Source organism: Pseudoalteromonas sp. TB41, assembly GCF_000497975.1.
GTDB lineage: Bacteria > Pseudomonadota > Gammaproteobacteria > Enterobacterales > Alteromonadaceae > Pseudoalteromonas > Pseudoalteromonas tetraodonis.
The window spans coordinates 1-23,873 of sequence record NZ_AUTH01000078.1 but is presented as its reverse complement, the minus strand read 5'-3'; the positions used below and the strand labels follow the sequence as shown (position 1 = coordinate 23,873).

The 23,873-nt window shown below is 39.8% G+C and carries 25 protein-coding genes, 2 tRNA genes and 2 rRNA genes; 15 read left to right on the top strand and 14 right to left on the bottom strand.

The annotated features are described in order from the left end of the window. Positions 1-91: 91 nt before the first annotated feature. From L641_RS0111510 to L641_RS0111500, 3 genes are all read left to right on the top strand, one after another. Positions 92-796: an AzlC family ABC transporter permease gene (locus L641_RS0111510; protein WP_024601967.1), complete on the top strand. Its 705-nt coding sequence runs from the start codon at positions 92-94 to the stop codon at positions 794-796. Then, the gene (locus L641_RS0111505) at positions 793-1,092 is read left to right on the top strand and encodes an AzlD domain-containing protein (RefSeq protein WP_016900234.1); all 300 of its coding nucleotides are present in this window, start codon (positions 793-795) and stop codon (positions 1,090-1,092) included. The genes L641_RS0111510 and L641_RS0111505 overlap by 4 nt, the downstream gene beginning before the upstream one ends. Before the next feature lie 93 nt (positions 1,093-1,185). Beyond that, complete coding sequence (locus L641_RS0111500; RefSeq protein WP_013463695.1) at positions 1,186-1,677, top strand: glutathione peroxidase; 492 nt, start codon at positions 1,186-1,188, stop codon at positions 1,675-1,677. A gap of 118 nt (positions 1,678-1,795) precedes the next feature. On the opposite strand, the gene L641_RS0111495 is transcribed toward L641_RS0111500, so the two are convergent. Beyond that, positions 1,796-1,981, bottom strand: coding sequence for a hypothetical protein (locus L641_RS0111495; RefSeq protein ID WP_008108975.1), 186 nt, complete (start codon positions 1,979-1,981; stop codon positions 1,796-1,798). Between the two features lie 387 nt (positions 1,982-2,368). On the opposite strand from L641_RS0111495, the gene L641_RS0111490 reads away from it, so the two are divergent. The 5 genes from L641_RS0111490 (at position 2,369) to L641_RS0111470 (ending at position 5,191) form a co-directional block, all read left to right on the top strand. Then, the gene (locus L641_RS0111490; RefSeq protein ID WP_013463693.1) at positions 2,369-3,163 is read left to right on the top strand and encodes a YggN family protein; all 795 of its coding nucleotides are present in this window, start codon (positions 2,369-2,371) and stop codon (positions 3,161-3,163) included. A 760-nt stretch (positions 3,164-3,923) separates the two neighbouring features. Next, positions 3,924-4,064, top strand: a complete 141-nt coding sequence (locus L641_RS23390; protein WP_008113257.1) for a hypothetical protein — start codon at positions 3,924-3,926, stop codon at positions 4,062-4,064. Positions 4,065-4,290: 226 nt separating this feature from the next. Beyond that, a tRNA-Ser gene (locus tag L641_RS0111480) sits at positions 4,291-4,381 on the top strand. 53 nt (positions 4,382-4,434) lie between these two features. Further along, positions 4,435-4,527 (top strand) — tRNA-Ser (locus L641_RS0111475). 175 nt (positions 4,528-4,702) lie between these two features. After that, positions 4,703-5,191: a DUF4124 domain-containing protein gene (locus L641_RS0111470; protein WP_013463692.1), complete on the top strand. Its 489-nt coding sequence runs from the start codon at positions 4,703-4,705 to the stop codon at positions 5,189-5,191. Here L641_RS0111470 and L641_RS0111465 read toward each other — a convergent pair. Together L641_RS0111465 and L641_RS0111460 are read right to left on the bottom strand one after the other, a co-directional pair. Beyond that, positions 5,175-6,299, bottom strand: a complete 1,125-nt coding sequence (locus L641_RS0111465) for an aminotransferase class V-fold PLP-dependent enzyme (protein WP_013463691.1) — start codon at positions 6,297-6,299, stop codon at positions 5,175-5,177. The two genes, L641_RS0111470 and L641_RS0111465, sit on opposite strands and share 17 nt — an antisense overlap. A 1-nt stretch (position 6,300) precedes the next feature. After that, a complete protein-coding gene (locus L641_RS0111460; RefSeq protein ID WP_016900237.1) occupies positions 6,301-7,470 on the bottom strand; it encodes a monodechloroaminopyrrolnitrin synthase PrnB family protein in 1,170 nt (389 codons plus the stop codon). 136 nt (positions 7,471-7,606) lie between these two features. On the opposite strand from L641_RS0111460, the gene L641_RS0111455 reads away from it, so the two are divergent. From L641_RS0111455 to L641_RS0111445, 3 genes are all read left to right on the top strand, one after another. Then, positions 7,607-8,062 carry an Lrp/AsnC family transcriptional regulator gene (locus L641_RS0111455; protein ID WP_010392556.1) on the top strand — a complete coding sequence of 152 codons (456 nt, stop codon included), beginning with the start codon at positions 7,607-7,609 and terminating at the stop codon, positions 8,060-8,062. A 73-nt stretch (positions 8,063-8,135) separates the two neighbouring features. After that, the gene (locus tag L641_RS0111450) at positions 8,136-10,862 is read left to right on the top strand and encodes an ATP-binding protein (RefSeq protein WP_024601966.1); all 2,727 of its coding nucleotides are present in this window, start codon (positions 8,136-8,138) and stop codon (positions 10,860-10,862) included. Positions 10,863-10,953: 91 nt separating this feature from the next. Further along, positions 10,954-12,093, top strand: coding sequence for a GNAT family N-acetyltransferase (locus L641_RS0111445; RefSeq protein WP_024601965.1), 1,140 nt, complete (start codon positions 10,954-10,956; stop codon positions 12,091-12,093). Here L641_RS0111445 and L641_RS0111440 read toward each other — a convergent pair. Beyond that, entirely contained in the window at positions 12,070-12,660 is a 591-nt protein-coding gene (locus tag L641_RS0111440; RefSeq protein ID WP_024601964.1) for a DUF938 domain-containing protein, read from the bottom strand. The two genes, L641_RS0111445 and L641_RS0111440, sit on opposite strands and share 24 nt — an antisense overlap. 193 nt (positions 12,661-12,853) lie before the next feature. On the opposite strand from L641_RS0111440, the gene L641_RS0111435 reads away from it, so the two are divergent. The 4 genes from L641_RS0111435 to L641_RS0111420 all read left to right on the top strand — a co-directional run bounded on the left by L641_RS0111435 (position 12,854) and on the right by L641_RS0111420 (position 15,674). Further along, on the top strand, positions 12,854-13,039 hold the full coding sequence (locus tag L641_RS0111435; protein WP_013463685.1) for a hypothetical protein: 186 nt from the start codon (positions 12,854-12,856) through the stop codon (positions 13,037-13,039). A 217-nt stretch (positions 13,040-13,256) separates the two neighbouring features. Continuing rightward, positions 13,257-14,636 carry a class II fumarate hydratase gene (locus tag L641_RS0111430; protein ID WP_024601963.1) on the top strand — a complete coding sequence of 460 codons (1,380 nt, stop codon included), beginning with the start codon at positions 13,257-13,259 and terminating at the stop codon, positions 14,634-14,636. 107 nt (positions 14,637-14,743) lie between these two features. Then, the gene (locus L641_RS0111425; RefSeq protein WP_024601962.1) at positions 14,744-15,262 is read left to right on the top strand and encodes a hypothetical protein; all 519 of its coding nucleotides are present in this window, start codon (positions 14,744-14,746) and stop codon (positions 15,260-15,262) included. Between the two features lie 10 nt (positions 15,263-15,272). Next, on the top strand, positions 15,273-15,674 hold the full coding sequence (locus L641_RS0111420; RefSeq protein ID WP_008113277.1) for a hypothetical protein: 402 nt from the start codon (positions 15,273-15,275) through the stop codon (positions 15,672-15,674). 15 nt (positions 15,675-15,689) lie between these two features. Here L641_RS0111420 and L641_RS0111415 read toward each other — a convergent pair whose 3' ends face one another. The 10 genes from L641_RS0111415 to L641_RS0111370 all read right to left on the bottom strand — a co-directional run. Beyond that, a complete protein-coding gene (locus L641_RS0111415; protein WP_008113278.1) occupies positions 15,690-15,875 on the bottom strand; it encodes a hypothetical protein in 186 nt (61 codons plus the stop codon). A gap of 64 nt (positions 15,876-15,939) precedes the next feature. Next, on the bottom strand, positions 15,940-16,260 hold the full coding sequence (locus L641_RS0111410; RefSeq protein ID WP_008113280.1) for a hypothetical protein: 321 nt from the start codon (positions 16,258-16,260) through the stop codon (positions 15,940-15,942). Beyond that, complete coding sequence (locus L641_RS0111405) at positions 16,257-16,895, bottom strand: hypothetical protein (protein ID WP_024601961.1); 639 nt, start codon at positions 16,893-16,895, stop codon at positions 16,257-16,259. The genes L641_RS0111410 and L641_RS0111405 overlap by 4 nt, the downstream gene beginning before the upstream one ends. Positions 16,896-16,966: 71 nt before the next feature. Beyond that, on the bottom strand, positions 16,967-17,659 hold the full coding sequence (locus tag L641_RS0111400) for a PspA/IM30 family protein (RefSeq protein WP_008113282.1): 693 nt from the start codon (positions 17,657-17,659) through the stop codon (positions 16,967-16,969). A 24-nt stretch (positions 17,660-17,683) separates the two neighbouring features. Further along, positions 17,684-18,097, bottom strand: a complete 414-nt coding sequence (locus L641_RS0111395; RefSeq protein WP_024601960.1) for a DUF2170 family protein — start codon at positions 18,095-18,097, stop codon at positions 17,684-17,686. Between the two features lie 80 nt (positions 18,098-18,177). Next, positions 18,178-19,899, bottom strand: coding sequence for a polyamine aminopropyltransferase (locus L641_RS0111390; RefSeq protein WP_024601959.1), 1,722 nt, complete (start codon positions 19,897-19,899; stop codon positions 18,178-18,180). A 4-nt stretch (positions 19,900-19,903) separates the two neighbouring features. After that, positions 19,904-20,803, bottom strand: coding sequence for a DUF350 domain-containing protein (locus tag L641_RS0111385; protein ID WP_013463678.1), 900 nt, complete (start codon positions 20,801-20,803; stop codon positions 19,904-19,906). A gap of 25 nt (positions 20,804-20,828) precedes the next feature. Beyond that, complete coding sequence (locus tag L641_RS0111380) at positions 20,829-21,761, bottom strand: hypothetical protein (RefSeq protein WP_010392530.1); 933 nt, start codon at positions 21,759-21,761, stop codon at positions 20,829-20,831. Positions 21,762-22,314: 553 nt separating this feature from the next. After that, positions 22,315-22,429: ribosomal RNA gene (gene rrf / locus L641_RS0111375) — 5S ribosomal RNA — on the bottom strand. A gap of 135 nt (positions 22,430-22,564) precedes the next feature. Further along, positions 22,565-23,873, bottom strand: a 23S ribosomal RNA gene (locus L641_RS0111370); the annotation flags it as partial.

Sequence of the window (23,873 nt, the reverse complement as noted above, 5' to 3'; positions counted from 1 at the left end):
AAAACAGTATCATCTAAAACGCTAACTATTTTAGCATCTTAATATTAAGGTATCCTAATGAGTCTTTCTACCAGTGCGCAGAGTAAAACACATGCAGTCCATTAAAAAACCGATACTAAAAGGCTTTTTAGATATGCTGCCATTATGTTTAGCCGTTATTCCTTGGGGGATTTTATGTGGCTCGTTGGCAATACAAAATGGCTTTACCCCTTTTGAAACTCAAGCCATGTCGCTACTGGTATTTGCAGGCTCGGCGCAGCTGGTTGCAATTGAGCTCATTGCTGGTAATACCCCTCTATTAACCATTTTATTTACCACGTTTATTATTAGCTCTCGCCATTTTTTATATGGCTTGGCGGTTCGTCACAAAGTGATTGAGCAACCCATGCGTTGGCGCCTTCCAGTCAGCTTTGTCTTAACTGATGAACTATTTGCTTTTTCGCATCACCCTCGCGCCTACCAGACTCAAACGCGCCTAGTTTACGCGCTCAGCGCAGGCTTTAGCTTTTACATTGCTTGGAATATTTGGACACTTATCGGTATTGTAGCCGGTACTATGCTCCCTGATCTCACCAACTTAGGACTCGACTTTGCGATTGCTGCAACCTTTATTGCTTTGGTTATCCCAGGAGTTAAAAATTTAGCCACTCTTGTCACGGTCATTGTTGCAGGGATCTGTGCTACTTTATTAAAAAGCACAGGCTTTGAGCTGTGGTTAGTATGCTCAGCACTATTAGCAATGAGTGCAGGTTACGCTGTAACTAGAATAGTAAAAAATAAGGACGCTAAATCATGATGACGACTATTTTACTTATGGCATGTATTACCTTTTTTACCCGTTATTTATTCTTACACCGCGCGCTACCATTTAAAGTAGGGCCTAAAATGCAGCAGTTTTTGAGCTTCAGTGCACCTGCGGTTCTAACAGCGATTTGGGTGCCGATTGTATTTATAAATGATGGTGGCATTAATCTAAATTGGCAAAACCCTTATTTAAGCGCAGCGATTGTAGCCATTATAGTTGCTTACAAAACACATAATATTTACCTAACAACACTTGCTGGTATGGGGTTATTTTTGATTTTAAATTAACAGTAACGCCATAGCAGTGTTCACTATTTCGACTTTGTTAATCACCAAGCAAAGGTTAGACTATGCCAAATAAACAAATAATAGCTTAATAATATGCACCCATTTCATCAACTAAGTGCTACTAGCCTGCAAGGCCAACCTATCGATTTTAAAGAGTTTGTAGGTAAAGTTGTGTTAATAGTAAATACCGCAAGTGAGTGTGGATTCACCTATCAATACGAGTCATTGCAAGCATTACACGAAAAGTATGCCAGCCAAGGTTTAGTCATTATAGGTTTCCCGTGTAACCAATTTGGCCAGCAAGAACCCGGAGACGCGAATCAAATAGCGCAAGGTTGTTTAATCAATTACGGAGTTAGTTTTTTAATCGCAGAAAAAGTGAACGTTAATGGTCAGCATACACATTCGGTTTTTCGCTATTTAAAATCTGTATTGCCGGGGTTTTTGACACGAAAAATTAAGTGGAACTTCACAAAGTTTTTGATTAATGCAGATGGCTCACCGATTAAGCGCTACGCGCCCTTTACTAAACCTGAAAAACTAGAAAAAGTAATTGAAAAAGCATTGCTCGCAGCTAAAGTTTGAGGCTTAAAAATTATAAAGAGGCATAAAGCCTCTTTATTACCAACCCACAGAGCTCTAAATACTAACTAAGTAGCAGTTAAAAGCTAATATGTCGGCACTGATTTGTACTAGCGACAACCTAATCAATATAATCGTTTAAGTCATCTTCACCTAGGTTTTTACGCAAGCGTTTTTGCTCAAGGTAATCCTCTAACTTTCTTTTCACCTTTTGCTTTTTCTTGTCGTGTTGATTACGCCCGACCATTTCGTATTCGTCTTCAACAAAATCATCATCTAGCGCATCGTAACTAAATGTCTTACCCACAACCCACTCCATAAAGTGTTTGAGACCAATTACGGATTCTTGTATCGCGATAATTGGTGAAATTAAAATGTTCAACGCAAATTCATTGTACAAATTTACGTCAAAATAAAGCCACATCGCTATCCTAAATAGTCTCTGTGTCAGTATTGTGAATAAATAGCGCTAAATTTGAATTGTGGAAAGTGAGAGTTTTTTATCGTATCGATAAATTTTATTTATTATCATTTAACTGTTGGTTATTTTGACCAAATTTTAGCTTTTTTAATAACTTTACTTTCAACTTCAAAGCACCTTAAAAATCACAAACCACTGTTTTTAAACACTAAAAACTATTGGCGCCAAACTTGTTATAAGTTAATTATCATCATCAAAAAACAGAGAATAAACATGAAAGAATTATTATTAGTTAGCGCAATTATGTGCGCCCCCGTCGCCATGGCTCATAACGATAACAGCTCTTCAATTACATTTAGTAACGACGAATGTAAAGTTGAGTTTAAAAACGATGTACGTATAAAGCCAAGTGAATTAGAAATTTTTAAAGCCAACAATCAACGTATGACTTTTACCACTCAAGGTGAGTTGTCGATCAATGGCGAGCAAGTAGCATTAAATAGCGCTCAGCGCCAAGCACTGACCAACTACACAGATAATTTACGTGCGCAATTACCTGAAGTAGCCAACATTGCACTTGATGGCGTTAAAATTGCGGGCGTTGCATTAGAAGAAGTCGCCAATGCATTTAATATTGATGGCCTCGATAACATTGCTACCTTAATGGACGATATTCAACAAGAAGTAGAGGGTACCTTTTACCAACAAGGTACATTTGTCATGGGCCAGCAAAGCTTCACTCAGTTTGGTGAAAACTTTGAACAGCAGTTTGAACAACAAATAGAAACTGCCGTTGAGTCGGCCGTAATGCAATCAATGGGCAGTATTTTAGTAGCATTAGGCTCTGAGCTAATGGGTTCAGGTGGCGACATGCAAGCCTTTGAAGAGCGCATGGAAAATATGGGCGCACAAATAGAAGAAAAAGTAGAGCTCCATGCAAAAAAACTTGAACAGCGTGCAAATACACTGTGTGGTGACTTTGTTGAAATCGCACAACAAGAAACTCAACTTGCTGCGCAAGTGCCTGCATTAAAAGGCTATGAGTTATTTACTATAAAACAGCACTAACTGCTCAGCATTTTAATTAATCTCCCTTTGCGGCATTTGCTTTTAAGCTATGCCGCATTTTGCGTTTTTTACCCCCACCAGTCCCATTTAACTCAAATAATAGACTGTTGAGCGGATCTGCTCTTGCTGTGCAGAGGCATTTTGTGGCTTCATAGTAAAATACAAACCAAAGTATAATCTTCACTTCGCTCTAGATCACTTAGAATGCCGTCCGAGCTGATGATTGTAAGCCCAAATTGCAACATATTAAAACCACCTCTTTTTAAGTTTTAAATTCTTGAGGCGGTGCGATCCCCAGTTAGACGCGTTTTAAAACGCAACTAACTCCAAAGTGCCTAGTAACCTAGGCACTTTTTTTATAATTTAAAAGCCTAGCAACACTCTTTTTTATCGTTTCTTTAATGCTCTTCTCTGATAAATAATTAACCACCTATAAATAGCATGTTAAATCTTTTAACGAAGTAAAACCCACCCCATTAATACAAAATAATTTAATCTGAATAACCATTCAAAATAATCTATTTATAAACATATTAAAATTAAAAAAACTGCAAAAACCCCGTATAAAAGTGATATAGCACACGACTATAATGAATAAATATACAAAATCAAAAAAAACGCCATTAAATAGCAAATCAAAAAAAACACTTTCAGATTAAAAAAACTAATACTTCACCAGCAATTTTTATCGCTTTATTTTTAACCAGCCTACGGGCAAAATGCACACGTTTTCAACAGACACAACCTTGGAGCGAATACAATGAACCCAATTAATACATTAAACCAAACAGCCACAACTCACGTTGCAGTTAAACCAACTAATCGCAAAGCGAGAATGTTAGCTAAACTTAACCGTTACGGAAAAAAATTAGCACTTGGCGGTGCAATTCAATACAAATAATCACCCAACCATGATTTTTGTATTGTTGCAGCAAACACCCAACCACTAAATGAAGTTTCTTCTTTAGCTCCATCTGTTTGCTGCCAGCTCCCTCCTCATAGCTAAAAATCATCTTTAATTTTCATAATTTACAAAAAAAACCGCATTTACGCTCACTTTTTAAGCAAACGATCTTTTTGCTATTTACACAGGCAACTCACCTAAGTATTATCCTGCATCACGACGTGGAGAGATGGCAGAGTGGTCGAATGCACCGGTCTTGAAAACCGGCAGGGGTTTATAGCCCCTCTAGGGTTCAAATCCCTATCTCTCCACCACTTATTTGTATTAATTGGTTTTTTCCGATTGATAACACGCTGAATAATGCGTCGGAGAGGTGTCCGAGTGGCCGAAGGAGCTCCCCTGCTAAGGGAGTATAGAGTTTGTAGCTCTATCGAGGGTTCGAATCCCTCCCTCTCCACCATTACTGATTACAAGCCACTTAATTGTGGTTTTTTTGTGCCTAAAATTTAATAGCCTCTATTAATTCGCACTTTGTATAAGGCCGTCGCGAGCGCATGCTAATAAATTAAACAAATTGTATGGTGTCACAACTTAGTGCATTATAAATGGTACTTTAAACCAGCTTAGGTTTAACCATGGCAAAGCTAATATTACTACTATGTTGTTTGGGTGCCTGTGCTGCTAGCATGGCAAATGAAGTGACGGTTTATAAATGTACCATTAAAGGAGTGCCTACTTTTAGTCAAACTCCTTGCGCTGAAGACGCTCAAGTGATCACGCTTAGAAACGTCAACATCATGCAAACAAATACGCCACAATCTGAGAACACACCAGTTGCCGATACTTCTGTTGACGATTATCTAGCGGTGCAACAAATAGAGCGTGATATTGTGCAGCTTGAGCTTAAGATTAAACAATACCAACAAGAATACGCACAAAAAAAACAGCAAATCGATTACATGACCCAAGATAAAGCAAATCGCTTAGGAGCCAGCTCAATTGCGAATGCCATTACCACTGAAACGGCGGCACTTAAGCAGCGATTTGACCCACAAATCAAGCAAGCACAACAACAAATAGAAGCACTCACTCAAAAAAAACAGCAGCTTAGTCAGCAACCTTAAGTATGTGCTTCACAACATCAATAAATGTTTGTATCTCTGACTTTGTATTATATATGTGAGGTGAAACACGGATGCCGAGTTTACGCACATCAACACTTATTTTTGCAGTCTCTAATGCTGTTAATACACTTTGCTGATGCTCAGAAAACTGCAAAATAGCGGTGCCACTACATTGCTCTTTAGCGCTAGGTGACATTAAAAAAGCGCCCAATTGCTGCTGAATTAACTCAAGTAACATCAAGTTGTGCGATCTCACTTGTTCAACGCCAAATTCAACAATATATTCAATACTATGAGCGGCAATAATATAAGGAAGTACCGAGGGCGTACCGCCCCAAAACCTTAGTGTTTTAGCGTTATATTGAAAATGCGCAATATCAAACTCGAATGGGTTTTGATGTGAAAACCAGCCAACATCTTTTGGTTCACATTGTGTTATTTGCTTTGGATTTACCCACAAATAAGCAGCTCCTGGCCCTCCGCATAGCCACTTCACACTTGAACCAATCATAAAGTCAGCATTTAACGCCGTTAGATCGACAGGGATAACCCCTGCCGATTGCGCCACATCAATTATTGAGAGTGTATTCGTGACTTTACTCAGCGCCACAATATCGTTTATGGGAGCTTGTACACCCGTATTAGAATAAACATGGCTAACAAATACCCCATCAATCTCTGAAGTTAAATATCGCTGCCATACCTGTCTATCACTCAAGTCTTCATGCTCAGGGATGTAGCGTATTTTTGCACATTCAGGCAGTGCTTTTTGCATTACAAACCCCATACTGGGAAAATCAGCCTGCGCCATTAATACTGTACACTGTGGTTTATTAAATACGGGGTGTGACATAACCAATTTGGTTAAACCACTGGATAAATTAACCTGAGGACAAAATTGCTCACTAGGCGCATTAAACAACTGCCCTAATGCCTCAGTAAATCTTTCAATGGCGGGTAACCACTGTTGCCATGGCTCTTTTACACTTTCTTGCCAAGGAGTAAAAAAATGTTCAGTGGCATTTTCTAAGCTCGTTTTTAATGGGCGGCCAACAGAGTGGCTTAATAAATAACAACCCTGTGGCATACAAAAATCATTTTTAGCCATATTAATTAATCCACTGTTTTAGCGTGTTTAAATCATCAAAGCGCGTATTTATGTCGTCACGCTTTGCCGCGGCACGCCTATCTCTTAACTTAGCTAATGAATCGAGCAGTACCGGTAAAGGTGGTCCACTGGCAGTTACTTTGCTTATATGCTGTTGTTGCATTTGCAGTGACGGTTGGGCAATAAACTTCTCAACCAACTGATTATGATGACCGATAGCGGTGTCACCATGTAATTTACACACTTGTATAAATAGTTTGCCGTGCTTTTGAAACCACTCTGTGTGTTTATATTGCTCGGCTTTTAAGAAGTCATCCATAAAGCTTTGCATACGCATGGCTTCTCGCAATATTTGTTGGTCCTCTGGCATCATATATAAAAATTTATCCACCAGCATTTGTGAGTAACTCGGCTCATTGGCACTGCAAAGCCCTAACAGCATATCAATAACATTAATGCCGGCAAAATCTCCCGCATTTGCACCACGGTAAACCTCTTTACCTACCCGGTAAGGCTTGTAGTATGGGCGTACACAATTAAAAAAACGCTCGGTATCAAGTTGAGTATACAAGGCATTATTCGACGCTATTACATCAATAAGTGCCGTTTTAACCACCTCAAGTAGTTCAGCCGTGACTGGGTGTGAAATACCTAATGGCAGTATTTTTAGTAAAGCATCACTCGCGCGCTTATACGCTAAAATACCTTGGGTGTTGTAATCTAAAAACAGAGCTTCATCATCAAGATTTGTAAACCGTTTATAGGTGCCATTAATGGCTTTATTATGAGTGGTTAAATGTGCGGTGGCAAAACGAGGAGTTACTCCAATAGAAGCACCAATATGCATAGCAAGCGCCGATGCTTCTATCAGCGGTGAACTATTCTCTCTGCTTGGCTCTGTAATTTCATGTCTACGACAAGCCGCCATAAACAAACCGACATTACCAAGTAAATCAAATGCGCTATCAAATCCTTCGTCGGTATTACCTTCAGCTAATAAATCGCTGATCAACGCATTACCGTGCTCTTTCAAGGTCTGCTTTAAGTTATCCCCAACCCCTTCAACATTTGCTTTATCATCTTGTTGCCAATACAACTCTTCTAACTGAGAGTTTAGAGCAACAAACTCAGACCTAATCCAATTATCAAATTTAGCGGTGTAAGAACTCATAACTTTATCCTGTTATTATTATTTTTTAATGCTAGCAAAGATCCCAGAGGTTAAAACGCTAAAAAAAATAGTAAAAGCAGTTATTGTTAGCAATAATCACTATTACTAGACAAATAATTAATAAGATTCTATAGCCATGTTAGATAATAAAGATCAGCAGCTACTCGTTGCCTTGCAATCGCAAGCCCGAATGTCGGTATCAGAATTAGCCAATACCATTAATCTCTCGGATACTCCTACTCTAAGGCGCATTAAAAAACTTGAGCAAGAACAGGTTATTATTGGTTATCACGCAGCTATTAACCCTAAGTCACTCAATCTTAATGTACTGGTTTATGCTTTCGTGCGACTGTGTCAAAACTCAGTGAGTGCGGCACAACAGTTTGAACAACATGTAGAAAAACTACCGCATGTACTTGAGTGCTCAGTGATCTCAGGCAGCCACGACTATTTATTAAAAATTATCTCTCAGGATTTAGAAAGTTATGAGCAGTTTGTAAAGCACCAACTGGGAAGCTTAAGCTGTATCGCCAACATAGAATCAACCGTTGTATTAAAGCAGTCATTTAGTAAAAAACAGTTACCACTTTAAAAAATAATACTATTTAGTACTGATTCGCTATACTGAGATTCAACTATAAAAATAATATTAAACAAGGATGCATGTGAAGATTTTTCGTTCAACATCCAGTTCTTCTGCTTTTTACATATTGTTTGCGGTGGCTTATTTTGCAACTGGTAAGTTATTAACTAATTTTGCCTTCCAATCACAAGTAATCCCTATCTGGCTCCCTGCAGGTATTGCCCTAGTTGGCTGTTTTATCTGGTGGTGGCGTTTTATTCCGGCATTATTTATTGCCTCTGTCGCCTTTAATTTAAGTACCGGTGATAACGTTATTACTGATCAAGTTTTAATTGGCAATACATTAGAGCAGGTGTTACTAATCGGCTTTGGTGCTGTACTACAAGGGATGATTGGCGCAGCTTTTTTAAAATACTGGCTAGGTCATCCGCTGTTTTTAAAGAAGCGCCAATCAATAATTTATTTTATTTTTATCGTTGGTATTGTCGTTAGCCTAATATCGGCCAATATTGGCGTCTATGCTTTAAGTCAGTTTAACCCTGCTTACAGTATTGATAATCATTGGAGAAATGTTACTTTTTGGTGGCTTGGTGATTCTCTTGGTGTGCTGATCGCAACTCCTTTTATATTGGCGTTATTACAACCTAAATTTAAACGACATTACTTCACCCCACTACCTACCATCGCAGTTTGCTCGGTATTATTCATCTCTGTAGCTTTAACCACAAAGCTATATAATCAAGAGAGTTATTCAAATGCGATACAAATTGCCAAACGCGAAACATCTATCATTGAAAACAGTTTACTGAGCAATTTAAACCTCAGTCAAATAACCGTACAAAGCCTTGCAAGCCAAATACAATCAACACCGACTTTAAGCAAGCAAGAGTTTGATATTTACAGTGCTCAACTATTGGCTGAGCATTCATTTATTAAAGCATTTTCATGGAACCGTAAAATTAACCAGGCTCAGGTCAGTGACTTTAACAAACAGCTTAATGAAGTTTATACTGCATACAGCTTTGAGCCGAGCATTAAAGGCGCCCCATTATCAAACAACGATCCATTGGTGATTATCACTTATATTGCTCCTTTGTCAGAAAACCAATCCGCCATAGGTTTTAATCTCAACTCTCGTAAAGATCGTCGTGAGACTTTACTCGATCCACGTATCAAAAATCGCCCTGTCGGTACTAAAATAATTCAATTAGTTCAAACACAGCGACCTGAACCCGCGTATTTATTATTTTCTCCTGTGTATCAACAAAATAATGAGATTGCATCAATTAAAGGCTACGCAACAGGTGTATTTTTAGTAAAAAACATACTTGCTCAGTCGCTTACCCAAGCACAAAATAAAATGTTTAATATCGCTATTTATGAAGCTAATGCTACCATCCCGTTTTATTCAAATGCCGAAAATATTCCAACCAAAAGCAATAAGCTTACAACTATCGAAATTAATTTTGCAGGACAAACATGGTTCGTTGATTTAACCATTAAAGATGAATTTCTACCGCATCAAACTAATAACATGACACTCTTTTTGCTTATTTTACAGGTCATTGTCAGCTCACTCATTTTACTGATATTACTGTTGTTTAATCACCAACACCTTGCACTTTCACGTTTGGTAGCAGAGCGTACTCGCTCTCTCGTTAAGGCTAAACAGCATTCTGATTTGGCAAATCAAGCTAAAAGCCGGTTTTTAGCAAATATGAGCCATGAAATTCGCACCCCACTTAACGCTGTGATTGGCTTTTCAACCCTAGCTAAAAATGAAGATAGCCCTGAAATTCTTTCTGATTATTTAAATAAAATTAATTTAGCGTCTAAATCATTGTTAAGTTTAATCAATGATGTACTCGATATCTCTAAAATTGAATCACAAAAGCTCACCTTAGAAGTCGCCCCTTTTGATTTGAATGCGCTTCTTGCTCGGATCAGTAGTATGTTCGAGCAAAGCGCAGAACAAAAAGGCATTCACTGGAAAGTTGATAACCAATTACCAACCGATATTTGGTTTGAAGGTGATGTTATGCGAATTGAGCAAATTTTATTAAACCTGTGTAGTAACGCCATTAAGTTTACCTATGAAGGTGAAGTAAGTGTTAGCGCATACAGCAAGGAGATCACCGATAGACGTCGTCAAATCACCTTGACTATTAAGGATTCGGGTATCGGTATTGCGCCATCAGAGCAAAGTAAGTTATTTGATGCGTTCACCCAAGCCGATAGCTCAACATCACGTAAATTTGGTGGCACAGGGCTTGGTTTAGCAATCGCAAAAGAACTTAGCTTATTAATGTCTGGAGATATCAGCGTACAAAGCGAGCCAGGTAAGGGCTCTACTTTTACTCTGTCTGTCGAGTTAAATACATGTGCAGCGCAACAAGTAACGGCAAAGCACATACACCAGCATGTTGACTTAAGTAAACTAAAAATACTGGTTGCAGAAGATAACAGCGTCAATCAATTAGTCATAAAAGCAATGCTTAGCTCTTTAGGGATTACCCCAACACTGGTTGAAAATGGCGAATTAGCAGTAGAACAAGTTAAAATAAATGACTTCGATTTAGTATTAATGGATTGCCAAATGCCGATTATGGACGGTTACCAAGCCACAGCATTGATACGGAAAACTAAAAGTACTGAGCAATTACCAATTATTGCCTTAACTGCTGATGTAATGCCTGAAGATAAAGCCAATGCCTTAGCAATTGGTTTTAACGAACATCTTGCAAAACCTCTCGAACTCGATAAGCTTATACAGTGCCTATCTCAATATATTGCGCCAGATAAACCATAAAGATTTATCGAAAACAGAAAACCAAATATGGCTGTCGCAATATTACCAAAATTAATCAGCAACCCACTTAAAAAATAGTAGGCAAAGCATTATGAGCCACTTTTCACATCAATGGTTTAATAGCATCAACCAAATTGACGCAACACAATGGCATTATTTTTTTGGTAGTGACCCTTTTACTCAACACGCTTTTTTATATGCACTTGAGCAAAGCCAATGTGTAAGCGCAAAAACAGGTTGGCAGCCTCACCACTTAGCCGTTTATGAAGGCGATAAACTAGTTGCCCTTGCCCCTGGCTACTTAAAAGCGCACTCCTACGGTGAATATGTATTTGACTGGGCATGGGCTGAAGCTTATGAAAAAAATGGCTTAGATTATTACCCTAAATGGCTGTGCTGTATTCCCTTTAGTCCGATTGAGGGTCAAAGAATACGTATTATGCATAGCAATCCAAAGTTAGTGTATGAGTATATAACAGAGCAACTTAATACCCACTGCGCAAAACAAGCCTGGTCAGGCTGGCATGTAAACTTTTGCGATAAAGCACAAGCCTCACAGCTAAATGATGCAGGTGCCATGCTGAGAACCGGGGTACAGTTTCAGTGGTTTAATAATAGCTTTGAAGATTTTGACGATTTTTTAAAAACCTTTAATGCCCGTAAGCGCAAAGCAGTAAAAAAAGAACGCGCTAAAATAACACAGCAAAATATCACCATTGAATGGTTGGAAGGTGAGCAAATCACCACAACAGTGATGCAGCTTTTTTGTGAATTTTATCAACGTACTTATTTAAAACGCTCAGGCCATTTAGGCTACTTAAACAGTGAGTTTTTTAGTTTGCTACACGCTTTAATGGCTGAAAAATTGCTCATTATGCTAGCCAAAAAAGACCATAAAGTGATTGCCGCCACATTAAGTTTAATTGGTGACAATACCCTTTATGGGCGTTATTGGGGAGCAAGCGAAGAGGTTGATTCTCTTCACTTTGAGCTGTGTTACTACCAAGGCATTGAATATGCGATTAAGCATAATATTCACTGTTTTAATGCCGGTGCTCAGGGTGAGCATAAAATAGCACGCGGCTTTCAACCCATCACTACTTATTCTGCTCATCATATTATTCACCCCGATTTTAATCATGCTATTGCAGATTACTTAAAACGCGAACGCCAGCATATCGATATTTATAAACAACAATGCAGCACTTTATTGCCGTTTAAAAATGAGTAACTGATTATTTGCAGGCATCGCAGTATCGCTAAGTAACTTAAGCCCAGATTGCACTGCAAGTTGCTCAACCGCTTCGAAATCACGAATACCACTAAGCGGATCGCGACTTTGCAATAAACTATTAAATTCATCATTACTGGGGCTGGTAAACTCCCTTTTATATTTGAAAGGGCCATATACACACACCACCCCTTGCTGGTTTAAGTGCTGATTTACTCCAGCAAAAAAACGCGTAATTAACTCCCAGCTCACTATATGAAAAGTGTTAGCAGTATATATCGCATCCACTTTATTTACTGGCCAAGGATCGTTTAGGTCAAGTAATAAAGGCGGATGCAAGTTTGCCAGTTGCACCTCATCATGCCATAACTTTATTCCTTGATGATTAACCTCTCGATCACTGGTATACCATTGTAAATGTGGCAATTTTTTGGCAAAGAAAACGCTATGCTGACCCGTCCCCGAGCCTATTTCAAGTACCGACCCTGCATTTTGCAATGCAGGCTGCAAAGCCTTAAGTATATGATTTTTATTATTTTCGCAGGCTTGTGAAAACGGTTTGGTCATACTGATGCACCTAAATTGCAAATGAATGCACAATAGTAAAACAAATTTCAGCTATTTTGTCGTGAGTAAATTAACCAAAATAATAAAACAACTTTAATTTCAATACGTTAAATTACATTTTCCGAGCTGGTACGCTATATGCTTTTATTAAATTACTCACTTAATGAGTACTAAACTACAAAAGGATAACATTATGTATATTTCACCCTATACCGCCGTAGACGCTGTAATGGCAATTACCGATAAAAGCCTAGATAAAACGAGTCATGAAACAGATTGTAGAGCAACGGTTATCGACTTACTTTCTCATGTAAAACACACTCAAAAGGCACAAAACAAACATGAAACAGACCAAATATTTATTCTTGGCTACAATTAAAATTCTGTTTAGCCTTATAACTGGCTGTTTATATAAATACATTATTTAAGTCGACTTAAAATCCGTTTAAGTCGACTTTTTTAGTTTTAATCCCACTTGTTAACTTGCCTTGACGCCCCCTACTTTTTAGCTATACCGTTGTAAATAGCAATAACAGCACCATATCTTTTTATATAGCGTAGTTTAATGTCATATATTCTCTTTTTTAGGAGTACTAATGAGTAACTTTAGAACAGAATCAGATAGCATGGGCACACTCGACGTGCCCGCTGACGCACTTTATAAAGCACAAACCCAACGCGCCATTAATAACTTTACGATTAGCAACCTCACCATGCCACAGCAATTTATTATTGCTTTAGCGTATATAAAACAAGCCGCAGCATTAACCAATTTAAAGCTGGGCCATTTAGATAAAACAAAAGCAAATGCAATCGAGCATGCCTGCCAAGAAATTATTGATGGTCAGCATTATGAGCATTTCCCTGTTGATATTTTTCAAACGGGATCAGGTACCAGCTCAAATATGAATGCCAACGAAGTTATTGCAAGTTTGGCTTCAAAACATGCTAATCAACCTATTCACCCTAACGACGATGTGAATATGGGACAAAGCTCGAATGATGTTATTCCCACTGCAATCGCCTTAAGCAGTGCTATCAGTGTTGATAAAAAATTATTGCCAGCACTAGCAAACTTAGCCGACGCCTTAGAGCAGAAAAAAGCAGACATCGGTCATATAGTTAAAACTGGGCGCACTCATTTAATGGATGCAATGCCAGTGACCTTTGAGCAAACACTCAGCGCATGGCAATCGCAGGTAAAGCACGCAGCCAGCGGTATTGAGCATGCACTAATACGTGTTTGTGAGCTGGCTCAGGGGGGAACAGCGGTCGGCACCGGTATTAATGCCGATCCACAATTTGCTACGCTATTTGCCAAACAGCTAAGTGAAAAAGTAGGGATTAACTTTATCCCCAGTGATAACTTTTTTTATAATATTGGCTCGCAAGATGCCATTGTGGCTTTATCAGGGCAGCTGAAAGTCTATGCCGTTGCGCAAATGAAAATAGCCAACGATCTACGTTGGATGAATTCAGGGCCGCTTGCGGGACTTGGTGAAATAGAGCTTGAAGCATTGCAGCCTGGTTCATCCATTATGCCTGGCAAAGTGAACCCGGTGATCCCAGAAGCCGCTGCAATGGCTAGTGCGCAAGTAATCGGTAACGACGCCACAATTACCGTAGCAGGCCAAGCTGGCAACTTTGAGCTTAACGTAATGCTACCCGTGATTGCTTATAATATCCAGCAAAGTACAGAGATACTTGCTAACAGTGCGCAAGCACTAGCGGATAAAGCCATAACTAGCTTTAAAGTTAATCAAGCACAGATTGATAAAGCGCTGACTAAAAATCCTATTTTAGTTACTGCACTCAACCCAGTTATTGGCTATGAAAAAGCAGCAAAAATTGCCAAACAAGCTTACCAGCAAGCAAAGCCAATTATTGATATCGCCGAGCAAGAGACAGACCTATCTCGCTCAGAATTAGAGGCATTACTCAATCCAGCTAAATTAACCCAAGGTGGGTTAATGTAAAAACGCCGTTAATGGCGCTTTAATATATTGATAGTAGAGTTTTTATTGCCGTAATGGATGCACCGTGTATGATAGTGATGAATAATTCATCACTATCAGGAACGATTATGCGTACTCCATTACTCGCTCTACTGCTACCGTTTTGCTTAACAGCTTGCTTAGAAACCACCTCAAATGAAACTGAGCAAACTAAAACCAATGCGGTAGAAAACACGTCTACGCCGATACCACAACAAAAACTACCACAAGAAAATAACCAAAATAAAATAGCACAGCAACTACCGGTTGATGCTGCAAAAGAAGTGTCGCTTGATGATATTAAAACAGCAAAAAATAAATTAAATAACCTCATAGCAGATAAACAATGTTCAACTAGTTCACAGTGTAAAGTCAGTGCTATTGGTAGCCGTGCCTGTGGTGGACCAAGTGATTACATTGTGTACTCTACACAAAGCGCACCCCAAGAGCAGGTTTCAGCCCTAAGCGATACTATCACTCAATTGGAAAGTACCTATAATGCGCAAAAAGGCATGATGAGTATTTGCCAACATTTAACTGCGCCAAGCACTCAGTGTGTTGAAAATAAATGTGTTAAACTTGAAGGCTCTGCGGTAAGTGTATTTTAAGGATTAGATTATGAGTTGTTTGTCATCCGTAATTAAGCTATCAGCTACCTGTGTTGTTATGACTATGCTGCTTAGCGGTTGCAGTAGTGCACTAACATCAAGCAAAGCTCAAAACGCGAGTGAATCTGTTTTAAATACTCAACTTAATGAGCTTACAAGTAATAAAAGCTGCACAGCCAGCTATCAATGTAAGGTGTTAGGTGTTGGCTCGCGTGTCTGTGGGGGGCCGAGTAAGTATGTTGTGTACTCAACATTAAATCACTCTCAAGAACAAGCAGAGCAATTAGCGCAAAAAATCACCGAGCAAGAACAACTAGATAATGCAATGCTTGAGTTCAAAGACTGTTCACCAGTGCTAGAAGTCCACTCTTTATGTATTGATAATCAATGTAAAACAGTTAACTACCAGTAGCAGTTCGTTTCGGTGTTAATCTAATAGTGGTATTAACACCGAAATAACCACCACCATGAAAATACACACACCTGCCTTAAAAATGTATTCCAGTGGCATTTTTTTCTGTACCCAGTAAGCATATATAAAACGCACGAAGTAGCTTGCCGCCGTGCCAAATAAAGCAAACATAAGTAAGTAGGCAATCAATAAGATATTCACAGCGGCACTTTTTTAGAAAATAATAGCCCCAGTGTAAGTATTTTACATAAAGAAGGCAAAAGGGTTACTTAGTCTTTTTTGTATGCTCAATGAGTAACTCTGCTACCTGTTGCTTTACCGCTCTTTTATCATCTACTGCCACTTCAAACCGGCTAGCCAATTGCGCTATTTCGTCATCATTTAAATTAAACGATAGTCGTTGCCGTGTTTTTTTAGACTTTACATCAAGACCTAAAATTTTACGGATCATATCTGAGGGAGTGAGCTCTTGATCGATAGCTTGTTTTTTTATCGACTTTTGTACCTCACTACTCAAATCAAATGCCATTTGCGTGGCGCGCACAGCTTGCTCTTGGCGCAACCACTTGTCTTTAGCATCACTCACTGGGCATCTCCAGGAAACAAATCAACAATATCGCTAATTGGGCGAGTTAACGTCAGTGAGACTTCTGTTTCACCTCCCTCCCAAATCTCTATATTAACGCTATGTCCTTCATCAGGAGAGGCTAAGCAAATCATTTCGCATGGTTCACCACCTTCTTGCTCATAGCGAGGCAGCGTTTGGCCACGAAAGTCTTTATTATGAAAATAACATACATAAGGCGATTCACTTTGTTGATAGCTTTTCGCTAAAAATTGCATAAAACGCTCAGGGGTATTTTTTACCGTGATATGTGTTAATGACTCTTCATCAAAAATACGCGCAAATTCATCAAGACCAAAGATCTCTTCAACTTCATCACGCTGAATTTTTATAGAGAAGTTTGCCCACTGTTCACCATCATTTTGCTCTATTTGTAAAAACACCACTTGGCCAGTGTTAGTTTCAAGTACAAATTCAGTATCACTGCTGTGTTGGTACTGATACGTTTGCACATCAATAACGCGCAACGTTTGACCTTTAAGCCATGAAGGATAAGCAAACGAATCAATGACAGTAAACATGTCGCCTTTTTTAAGGTCACTCGCATGATTAAGCTGACGTTCTGGCTTTTTTTTAGATTTGAAAAAATTAAACATATAAGGTGCCTCTGTAAGCAAAAAAGGTAACGGAGCGAAACTCGGTTACCTTTTTGATATGGTTCTAAATGTTAGCTATTTTGCTTCGCTTTAATGCGCGCTAAAATATCAGCACTTTTTGGATTGGTATCACCAATACCTGCTTCAGCCATTTTAGCTTTTAAATCGTCGCCATTAACATCTGCTTCTAGAGACTTTGCAGCACCTAATTGATCTGTACGGTCTTGTTGGCGTTGCTTAATACGCTCAAGCGACTGACGCGCCGATGTCATTGATGAATTATTAGTATTAAGCGTGCTGTTTACAGCCATTGTCGCTTGCTGAACGCTTTCTGTGGTTTTAACCATAGTAAGCTGACGCTGATTTTCCTTAATTGATTTTTCAGCATCTTTTACTTGCTGCTTCAAAGTCACTATGTGATTACTAAAGCCCGCTAACACTTGCTCGTGCTCAGCTTTCTCAGCTTCAAAGTCACCAATTTTTTCTGCAATTTCTAATGCTAATGCTTCATTACCTTTTTCAAGGGCTTGACCTGCATAAGCTTCATGCTCAGCAATTGATGCATCTACTGCGCTAATTTTACGCTTAGTTTGCATTTCTTTAGCCATTACTTCTGTTAGGCTTTTTTTAGCACGGTGTAACGCATTTTGTGCATCAGCAATTTCTTGCTCAAAAATACGAATACCATTGGCATCAACAATTGCTTCGCCTGCTTCACGTGCGCCGCCACGTACTGCTGTAAATAATTTTTTTAAAATACTCATAATCTTAACTCCACTAACTAGCTACTAATCGTTTAAATATAAGGTCACGGCTTCTAGTGCATCTATAGCGTTATCAGCTAATGTCACTAGTTCGTGGGTAACATCATCTAGAGATGAATTTACCGACAGTGCACCAAAAATCGCGTATTTATTATCGATCTTAGCAAATGCACTCAGTGGAATTGGCACGTTTAAACGCAGTAGTGTTTCGTTTAACTCGTTGCGTAATTCACTTTTTACTTCATTTTCGTCAAACAAGTAGCTAATACATAGTAATTGCTCTTGTGTTTGAGTAACAAAAATTGGAAGCTCGTCATTTCCATCAACAATGACTTGTAAAACATCTTGCTCACCTGGATTGGCAATCAAGAAAGACTCAAAGTTAGCACCCTCGGTTTCAAAAGACGCTAATTTTATTGAAAGTTCATTTAATTCCATGTCTCTGCCTTTTCGTCGTTTGACATATTATGTCTGAGTTAAGATTCGCACGGTCGACATATTATGTCAACCATGTTTTATTAATTTTTATACAATTCACTTTCTATTTGCCAAGCTGCTCGGTAGTAATCATACAAGCGACCAGAACCTAACCTATTGACTTCAATATCGTTCACTTGTTCAAAATAGTTATTTGGAAATGCAAAACTCGCTAATAAATATTTTTTACTAATCCACCGAGATGGCACTGGCATATCAGTTATATTGCTAATACGGGCACTAGGTGATTGCCCCATTTTAGTCGCAATAGTCCATCCCCATTGACCAAACGAAGGAATGTTTTGCTGATATTGCTCTACATAATCAAAACCTGCGGCTTTCACCGTTTTAGCAATACTTAAAAATGCCTTTTTCGCATGATAAGGCGATGTTGACTGTACCGCCATAGCACCATCAGGCGCTAATAATTGGCGTACATGATTATAAAAGTAATCGCTGTACATCTTATTAAGATCAGGGTGATTAGGGTCTGGCAAATCAATTAAAATAGTATCGAACTGCTTTGACTGATCCAGTAGCTTTTCGACTTCTAAAAATGCATCGCCCACAATAATATTTGCTCGCGGGTCATGCATCGATTCATTATTGAGTGCTACCAACCGCTGTTTAATCTCTTCTGGCGGTGTGAATTTATCGTCTTCATGGCCAAATAAATTCAGTAGCTGGCCATCTAAATCAATTAGTGTGACTTCTTTGACTGGCCACTTTAATACATCACGCATGGCTAATCCGTCACCACCACCAATAATCAAAACACGGTCATGACGATTAGATGCGAGCATTGCAGGATAAACAAGCATTGAGTGATATATTTGCTCATCTACACTAGAGAACTGCAAACGACCATTTAAATATAGATCAGTAATTGGCTGAGGCTGATTTTTACTTAAACGCTCTGTTAGCACCACATGTTGATACTTAGTCGACTGAGAGTAAATAACTTTATCTTTGTATAGTACGTTACTTAGGTTATCCATCCAGCTACTACCAAACTGCAAAATAAAAGCGAATAACACCAGCAGTAATATATGGCAAACCAATAGCAACTTAGCAAAGCGTACATAGCTATGGTAACGCCATAAAAAGGCAAGTCCGGCAATAATGTTAAATAGCGCTGTCCAAGCGGCGGCTTGCATTATTGGCATCGCGAGCATAATACTCACCCAAATTGCCGCGCCAATACCAGCGCCAATATAGTCAGCCCCATATATAGTGCCGGCGTTATTTTCTAAAAAACGTCCATAAACATGCTGGCGAATACGCGCAATAAGCGGTATTTCCATACCAATAAATAGCCCTAATATTAAGCCAAATACATAAGGTAAAAAGCGAGACCACTCTTGCAGCTTTTGAAACACGTAACCATTAAGAATAACGTCAGGTGGAATATTAAAAATACTTGAGAATAAATGAGGGAGTGAATAACTCACGGCAATAATGCTGGCAATGGCTAATATACAGCCCATACCTATGAGCGCAATAATACTCTCTAGCCAAGCAAATGCGGTGAAGGCATCTTTAAACCAACGCGCTAAAAATGCACCCATCCCCATAGCTACAATCATAGTGCCTATCATGGCGTAAATTGCACTCTCAACTGAGCCGAGTACTCGGCCAGCATAATGAGAAAGTAAGTATTCATAAATAAGGCCGCATCCTGCGAGTACGGCCATAACAGTGATCAGTAAAATATCATGCCCAAGTAAATTAAATTTACTTGGGGAAGCTTGAGTTGATGACACGTGATTATGCACCCAGTAGTGTGGCCATAGTGATCCCGACAGCAAATGACACAGCTGCAGAAATAGCGGCAACACCCACATTCTTTTGACGATTCACTTCATCTGAAATATTACAGCCAGCAAGAATGATTTTAATCGTCAGTAAGTGCAGTAAAATGAAAGCAACCAAACAAACAACGGCGCTTAGCGCCCAGTAAAGTAAACTCGCATTAATATTGTCAGCAGCATAAGGAGCAATGCCTGTTGCAGCAGTAATGGCTAATGCACTACCAATTAAAAAGCCTGCATAACGAACACCTACTGCTAAATTACCATCAATAATAGCCTGCTGTAGGCAGTCGCCACTTTTATTGGTGCGCTTAAATAACTGCACGCGATATTGGCTTACTAACAGCAATACCACACTACCAATGACAAACGCAGCAATAACAATAGGAATGCCATGCCAACCTTCAGTAGCAACCCACAATAGGGCTGAGCGGATAACCACTGCAACACTTACTACATGGCCAAAATCAATAATTGACGCAGTAACGTTACCTTTGACTATTTCGTTATGTAAGCTCACTTTACGCAGCGCCACTTTATCTTGAAAAAAGTGACCCAGCTTTATAAGCAGAATTGCTAATGCACCATAGCCAAGCATTAACAGAGCTTCTTTTTGTAACGTAGCAGCAAAAGCACCACTACTCACGCCCGTTAACACAATCGCAAGTGCTACCAAACCAGCGGCAAAGCTTATTCCAAATGCAAAGTTATCGCGCTCGGTAATTTCATCATTGGCGTGTAAATTAGATACCCAACCTTTAATATACTTTAAGCTCACAAACAGTAAGATGATAATTGCAAAGTCCACAGACAGTGCTTGCAAAGACCACATAGTTATTCCATTAAATTCATACATATTATTCTAACTCCAACGTTATTCTTTACTTACCACGACTTACGCCGCGCGAGGTTCTGCTACTGCTGTTACGAACCGATCCTGAATTATTGCTATAACTACTCGCTCTTGAGTAACTGCTGCGACTTTTAGGCGGCGTATAACTGCTGCGACTCAAACCTGATGCACCTGTTTTTTTACTCGCATAAGGACTAGTGAACTGCTTGCCTTGGCGTTGGTAAGATTGTCGTGTACGTGTTTCTAATGCACTTTGGGTTTTTATTTGTTTAGGGCTTGAGTAACGAGTACGACCATAGTCATTGTAGTAACTATACTTACGGCGTTTACTCCAACTTCCGTATTCAACTCGGTCAAATACATCACCCAAAATACGGTACATGCCGTACCATTGCCAAAAGCTAATACCGCTACTATTCGTTTGCCAATTACCATAGTTAGGATTACCTACCATTTGGTTACCGACCCCTTCGCCTTCAGCTTTTTGGCTTATAGCACCAACTCGTGCCAAAGAACCATTCGACATATCCGCAAGCATATTAATAGGATCGGTTAAGGCATCAGAAAATAACGTTGGCTTGGCGGCTTCACGCAATAAATCAATATTGTATAAAGTGTCTTCGTAAGGAGGAATTAAGTAATTACCCTTAATATCATCAAGGCGTTGGGTTAAGCCACTATAAAGGGCTCCCTGGCGTGTGGCATCAAGGCTAACTACATCAACAACCTTACTGAGTTCAGGTTGCTGTTGTTTAAGGATACGACTGTATTCTTTAAGAATAATCGCATTACGTATACTACCATTATCAAGTGCTTTACCAAGCTGAGTAAGCTCGACATCGGCCTTTTTAATGGACTCTTGAATTGTTTGTTGTAGCTGTTCTTCTTTAGATTGACAACCAATCAGTGCTGTAAACAAACAAAACAGGCTGAGAAGTTTCCAAGCTTTTATATTCGACATTCATGTCACCTGATTTACTAAATTATCCTAGATAGTTTTACACAGGACAGTTATTAAACCAACAATGAAATTGCAACAAGATGATAATTTAGGGACTAGTTTAAAGGTGCAAGGAGAATAACTGAGATCAGTAAAGGGAGAATGCTGATGGAAAGGCACCAGTTAAAAGGAAGAAACAATACCAATTCGCTTAATTAAGCGGTCTATTTTCAGGCAGGAAAAACGGATTGATAGCTAGGCAAAAAATTCGCTATTTAGTTGTTCTAAATGAGAATTTTTTAACGCAGATAGCGACACGTTTAGCCCCGCAAAATGATTGAGGATTATTGCGGATTGGTATAATCCTTCATGCCTTCATTATGACTCTCCACGCTGTTCTGCCACTACATGCTACTGCGCTGTCGCTAAGAAGTAGGACAGTTACTCTAAAGACAAGTCAGTGTTAAGCCCTCAGTTATAAGTTTTGAAGTATTTCACCTCGAACCTGCATTTTCACTTTCCTGCAGACGTAAAAAAGCGCGACTATTTCTAGTCGGGCTTTCTCTTATTTGGAGCCTGGTAATGTCCTACTTTCACATAGCAAATGCTACACTATCATCGGCGCTGTTTCGTTTCACTACTGAGTTCGGCATGGGGTCAGGTGGGTCCAAAACGCTATTGTCACCAAGCAAATTTGGTGTAAGTTCGATTTAATCAAGCTTACTAAAATTTGGAATTTCTGATAATAAAGAGTAATCAAGTAATCTACTTTAGTCTATTAACTTCTTTGCTTAAACTATCACATAAAACGCGTTTGGCGTTGTATGGTTAAGCCTCACGGGTAATTAGTACAAGTTAGCTTAATGGCTCACACCACTTCCACATCTTGCCTATCAACGTTGTAGTCTTCAACGGCCCTTCAGAGACTTTAAAAGTCTAGTGAGAACTCATCTCGAGGCCTGCTTCGCGCTTAGATGCTTTCAGCGCTTATCAGTTCCGAACGTAGCTACCGGGCAATGCCATTGGCATGACAACCCGAACACCAGCGGTTCGTTCACTCCGGTCCTCTCGTACTAGGAGCAACCCCTCTCAATTCTCAAACGCCCACGGCAGATAGGGACCGAACTGTCTCACGACGTTCTAAACCCAGCTCGCGTACCACTTTAAATGGCGAACAGCCATACCCTTGGGACCGACTTCAGCCCCAGGATGTGATGAGCCGACATCGAGGTGCCAAACACCGCCGTCGATATGAACTCTTGGGCGGTATCAGCCTGTTATCCCCGGAGTACCTTTTATCCGTTGAGCGATGGCCCTTCCATTCAGAACCACCGGATCACTATGACCTACTTTCGTACCTGCTCGACGTGTCTGTCTCGCAGTTAAGCTGGCTTCTACCATTACACTAACCGTACGATGTCCGACCGTACTTAGCCAACCTTCGTGCTCCTCCGTTACTCTTTGGGAGGAGACCGCCCCAGTCAAACTACCCACCAGGCACTGTCCGTAACCCCGATTCAGGGGCCAACGTTAGAACATCAAAACTACAAGGGTGGTATTTCAAGGACGACTCCACAAAAACTAGCGTCTCTGCTTCTAAGTCTCCCACCTATCCTACACATGTAGGTTCAATGTTCAGTGCCAAGCTGTAGTAAAGGTTCACGGGGTCTTTCCGTCTAGCCGCGGGTACACAGCATCTTCACTGCGATTTCAATTTCACTGAGTCTCGGGTGGAGACAGCGTGGCCATGGTTACACCATTCGTGCAGGTCGGAACTTACCCGACAAGGAATTTCGCTACCTTAGGACCGTTATAGTTACGGCCGCCGTTTACCGGGGCTTCGATCAAGAGCTTCTCCGAAGATAACCCCATCAATTAACCTTCCGGCACCGGGCAGGTGTCACACCGTATACGTCATCTTGCGATTTTGCACAGTGCTGTGTTTTTAATAAACAGTCCCAGCCACCTGGTCACTGCGGCTCCAATCAGCTTAGGGAGCAAGTCCCATCACCAATCGGAGCGTACCTTCTCCCGAAGTTACGGTACGATTTTGCCTAGTTCCTTCACCCGAGTTCTCTCAAGCGCCTTAGTATTCTCTACCTGACCACCTGTGTCGGTTTGGGGTACGATTCG

Coding starts and splice junctions, on each gene's coding strand:
- L641_RS0111510 (WP_024601967.1), top strand. CDS start 92: ATGCAGTCCATTAAAAAACCGATACTAAAAGGCTTTTTAGATATGCTG.
- L641_RS0111505 (WP_016900234.1), top strand. CDS start 793: ATGATGACGACTATTTTACTTATGGCATGTATTACCTTTTTTACCCGT.
- L641_RS0111500 (WP_013463695.1), top strand. CDS start 1,186: ATGCACCCATTTCATCAACTAAGTGCTACTAGCCTGCAAGGCCAACCT.
- L641_RS0111490 (WP_013463693.1), top strand. CDS start 2,369: ATGAAAGAATTATTATTAGTTAGCGCAATTATGTGCGCCCCCGTCGCC.
- L641_RS23390 (WP_008113257.1), top strand. CDS start 3,924: ATGAACCCAATTAATACATTAAACCAAACAGCCACAACTCACGTTGCA.
- L641_RS0111470 (WP_013463692.1), top strand. CDS start 4,703: ATGGCAAAGCTAATATTACTACTATGTTGTTTGGGTGCCTGTGCTGCT.
- L641_RS0111465 (WP_013463691.1), bottom strand. CDS start 6,299: ATGGCTAAAAATGATTTTTGTATGCCACAGGGTTGTTATTTATTAAGC.
- L641_RS0111460 (WP_016900237.1), bottom strand. CDS start 7,470: ATGAGTTCTTACACCGCTAAATTTGATAATTGGATTAGGTCTGAGTTT.
- L641_RS0111455 (WP_010392556.1), top strand. CDS start 7,607: ATGTTAGATAATAAAGATCAGCAGCTACTCGTTGCCTTGCAATCGCAA.
- L641_RS0111445 (WP_024601965.1), top strand. CDS start 10,954: ATGAGCCACTTTTCACATCAATGGTTTAATAGCATCAACCAAATTGAC.
- L641_RS0111440 (WP_024601964.1), bottom strand. CDS start 12,660: ATGACCAAACCGTTTTCACAAGCCTGCGAAAATAATAAAAATCATATA.
- L641_RS0111435 (WP_013463685.1), top strand. CDS start 12,854: ATGTATATTTCACCCTATACCGCCGTAGACGCTGTAATGGCAATTACC.
- L641_RS0111430 (WP_024601963.1), top strand. CDS start 13,257: ATGAGTAACTTTAGAACAGAATCAGATAGCATGGGCACACTCGACGTG.
- L641_RS0111425 (WP_024601962.1), top strand. CDS start 14,744: ATGCGTACTCCATTACTCGCTCTACTGCTACCGTTTTGCTTAACAGCT.
- L641_RS0111420 (WP_008113277.1), top strand. CDS start 15,273: ATGAGTTGTTTGTCATCCGTAATTAAGCTATCAGCTACCTGTGTTGTT.
- L641_RS0111405 (WP_024601961.1), bottom strand. CDS start 16,895: ATGTTTAATTTTTTCAAATCTAAAAAAAAGCCAGAACGTCAGCTTAAT.
- L641_RS0111400 (WP_008113282.1), bottom strand. CDS start 17,659: ATGAGTATTTTAAAAAAATTATTTACAGCAGTACGTGGCGGCGCACGT.
- L641_RS0111395 (WP_024601960.1), bottom strand. CDS start 18,097: ATGGAATTAAATGAACTTTCAATAAAATTAGCGTCTTTTGAAACCGAG.
- L641_RS0111385 (WP_013463678.1), bottom strand. CDS start 20,803: ATGTATGAATTTAATGGAATAACTATGTGGTCTTTGCAAGCACTGTCT.
- L641_RS0111380 (WP_010392530.1), bottom strand. CDS start 21,761: ATGTCGAATATAAAAGCTTGGAAACTTCTCAGCCTGTTTTGTTTGTTT.